3 protein-coding genes are annotated in these 3,350 nt (G+C 71.0%); 1 reads left to right on the top strand and 2 read right to left on the bottom strand.

Features of this window, described 5'->3' with window-relative positions; translation table 11 throughout:
* The first annotated feature begins 311 nt into the window (after positions 1 to 311).
* Positions 312 to 2,669, top strand: coding sequence for a mechanosensitive ion channel domain-containing protein (locus tag EQG76_RS08710; protein WP_159712504.1), 2,358 nt, complete (start codon positions 312 to 314; stop codon positions 2,667 to 2,669).
* A gap of 6 nt (positions 2,670 to 2,675) precedes the next feature.
* Here EQG76_RS08710 and EQG76_RS08715 read toward each other — a convergent pair whose 3' ends face one another.
* Positions 2,676 to 3,125 (bottom strand): GNAT family N-acetyltransferase, encoded by a 450-nt coding sequence (locus EQG76_RS08715; RefSeq protein WP_159712506.1) that lies wholly within the window; start codon positions 3,123 to 3,125, stop codon positions 2,676 to 2,678.
* 34 nt (positions 3,126 to 3,159) lie between these two features.
* Positions 3,160 to 3,350: LysR substrate-binding domain-containing protein (locus EQG76_RS08720; protein ID WP_235031266.1), on the bottom strand; the 191-nt coding region annotated here is incomplete at its 5' end.

The following is a 3,350-nucleotide window of genomic DNA, read 5'->3' on the forward strand; positions in this document are numbered from 1 at the left end:
CAAGGAAGCCGAGCTGGAAACGCTGCGCAGCCAGCTGCGCGCCCGCCGCCCGACCCGCTCCGCCGAAGTGATCCGCCCGCGCCGCGCATCCGCCACCGAACAAGAAGGCTGAGCGGGACCGGCACCCAGGCGCATTCCGGTATCCTGACCATTTCCTCATGCCGCCGGATCGCCCTGGTCCTGTCGGCACCTGCCCGCTACCTGATCGGGGCGCCGGACCTGCCAGCCAGGCAGGGCCCGGCCAGTGGCGCAGGTCCGGGGGCAGGGCGTTCCCGGGCGCGCCGGTCACCGGCATAGGATCGTCCCGGCTCATGCTGCTTCGCGCGTTCGCCTTGCTGCTCGTCCTCCTGGCTGCCCAGACTTCCCCTGTCACCGCACAGAACGCGCCAGGCCAGCCGGCCCAGCCGCCGGCACCGGCACAAGCGACCGACCGCGCGGGCGATCTCGCCACCATCGACCGGGCGCTACAGCTCCTGAAGAATAATGCTGGCCGTCAGGCGGTCATCGCCGATCTGGAGACTCTGCGTGCCCAGCTCGAGGCACCGCCGTCGCCGGGCAACGGCCAGGCGGCGGGGGAGGCGCCGGCCCCGGCCAGCCCGGACCAGGCAGGCCCGGCCGGGAACGGCGCGCCCGCCGAGGCCGGCACGGCACAGGCGCCGCTGCCTGCGGTCGCCGAGCCGGCGCCAGCCCCGGCCGCCGAGCCGGCACAGCCGGCAGAGCCCGCCCCGTCGGAAGCGATCCTGACCGAGCACGGCCTGGTGGGCGCGCTCAGCGACTGGGCCAGCGATGTCGGCCACGAGCTGCCACGCCTGGCGCTGGGCGGCGGCTCGATCATTGAGCGGTTTCATCTGGCCGGGGAACAGGTCCACGCGCGCATCAGCGACCCGGGCTTCCGCGACGCGCTCGACTATTTCCTGATCTCGTCGATCGGCGGCTGGGTGCTGGGTTTCGGCATCCTGTTCCTGGTGGCCAAGGTGCCCGCGGTGCAGCGCCGCACGATCGTCACCCAGCGCAGCCAGGGCGCCAGGCTGGCACGGGAGGTCCTGACCCGCGCCCTGTTCGGCATCCTGCCGCTCATCGTCGCCGCCGCGGTCCTGCTCATCTGGCCGGTCGCCTCCGGCATGAGCCCGCGCGGCCGGCTGATCTTCCTGCTCCTCGCCTCGCCCTTGTGGTGGGGCATGCTCGCCCGCCAAGTCTTCCACCACTTCCTGGTGTTCGCGGCACCGGCCCGCGGCTGGCGGCTGGTGGGCTATGCGCAAAAGCGCATGGGCGTCTGGATCTCCTGGCTGGTAGGCCTCGCTGTGTTCAGCGCCGTGCTGCGTGACCCGAACCTGCGCAGCTCCATCGGTCTGGCGACCGCCGACATCGTCTCCTTGCTGTTCGACCTGCTCTACAACCTCGCCGCCCTGATGTTCGTGCTACGGCACAAGGCGACGATCCGCGCCCTGCTGATCCGCGGCCGGCTGGCCAGAGGCATCGATGTCGGCTCGATGGAGGCGGCACTGGTCGGGCTGGCCCGCCGCTGGCACCTGATCGCGATCACCTTCCTGGCGCTCAACGTGATCGCCCGGCTGCTCGGCACGCGCAGCCAGAGCTTCATCCTGCAGGTCTCCTTCTCGCTGGCGCTGGTGATCGTCGGCACGATGCTCGCGGCCTGGCTGCGCAAGCGCGCGCGGATCGCCGAAGAGCGCATGCAGCAGCGCCGGGTCACAACCAGGGGTGCCGTCGCCGCCCGGATGATCGGGCTCCTGGCAGTGATCGGCCAGGTGGTGCTGGTGGTGCTGGTGGTGCTGGTCGCGTTCCGGCTGTGGGGCTTCGACCTCCTCGCCTGGCTGCAGCGCGAGCCGGGGCGCACGATCGTGAGTTCGCTCTCCGGCATCGGCTTTGCCCTGATCACCGCCTGGCTGGCCTGGATCTTCATCGACAGCTGGATTGCGGGCGCGCTGGTGCCGACCGACCATCTGGGCCGGCCGCGGCCGATGTCGAACCGGGTCAAGACCCTCCTGCCGCTGCTGCGCAACTTCGTGTTCGTGACCCTGTCCGTGCTCACCGTCATCGTGGTGCTGGCCAATCTCGGCCTGAACGTGGCCCCGCTCTTGGCCGGTGCCGGCGTGGTCGGCCTCGCCATCGGCTTCGGTTCGCAGCAGCTCGTTCAGGACGTGATCACCGGCCTGTTCATCCTGCTGGAGGACACGATCTCGATCGGCGACGTGATCGACACCGGCGACCGCGCCGGCACGGTCGAGGCGCTGACCATCCGCACCGTGCGCATCCGCGACGGCGACGGCGCGCTGCACTCGATCCCGTTCTCCAGCATCAAGGCAGTCAAGAACCGTTCGCGCGACTTCGGCGTCTACACGGTGACGGTGATGATCGACCACCACGCCGACACGCAGAAGGCGATCGACACCATGCGCGAGGTCGGCAACGTGCTCCTGCGCGACCCGGTCTTCGCACCCCTGATCCTCCTGCCGCTGGACGTCTGGGGCGTGGACGAGGTCAACCCGGACGGCATCGTGCTCAAGGGCAGCATCCGCACCCGGCCGCTGCAGCAATGGGCGGTCGGCCGCGAGCTGAACCGCCGCCTGCTCGCCCGGTTCGACGAGGTCGGCATCGACCTGGCCCACCGCCAGTACCAGCCGGGGGCGCAGGCCGCGCCGGCGGCCTGAGCACGTCTAGGAAGTCAGCTCCAGCTTCATGCCATGGTGGCTGGCGACGAATCCCAGCCGCTCGTAGAAGCGGCGCGCCTCGTCGCGTCGCCGGTCGGTGGTGAGCTGCACCAGCCGACAGCTGGCCGTCCTGGCCATCGCCACGGCATGGGCGAGCATCGTCTGGCCGATGTCCTGCCGCCGCCGGTCGCGCCTGACCCGCACCGCCTCGACCTGCGCGCGGCTGGCCCCCTGCCGGCTCAGGCCGTGGATGATTGTCACCTGCATGCAGCCGACCACCTCACCGCCCGCCACCGCCACGACCATCCGGTTGCCCTCCTGGCATGCCATCGCCCGAAACGCCCGCAGATAGGCATCCGGTACGTCCGCCTCCCGGTTCCGACCCAGCTCGTCGTCGGCGAGCAGGGCTATGATCGCCGCCAGGTCCGCCTCCTCGGCGTCACGCAACTCCGGCACACAGCATCTTCCGCAGCATCGTCCGTCCGGTCGTTCAGCCCGGCTGGCACAGGAACTCGACCACCGCCCGCACGCTCGGCAACTGGCTGCGCCGCGGCGGCATTAGGATCGTGGTCGTGATCGTCCCGGCATGCCAGCCCGGCAGGAGCCGCACCAGCCGGCCGTCCGCCAGGGCCGGGGCGACGATGTCCGCAGGCAGGCACGCGATGCCCAGCCCGGCGGCCG

It is taken from the genome of Geminicoccus flavidas (assembly GCF_009806515.1).
In the GTDB taxonomy this organism is placed as follows: Bacteria; Pseudomonadota; Alphaproteobacteria; order Geminicoccales; family Geminicoccaceae; genus Geminicoccus; species Geminicoccus flavidus.

Bases quoted from the DNA above. Each gene is read 5' to 3' on its own strand.
- EQG76_RS08710 (WP_159712504.1), top strand. From the start codon at position 312: ATGCTGCTTCGCGCGTTCGCCTTGCTGCTCGTCCTCCTGGCTGCCCAG.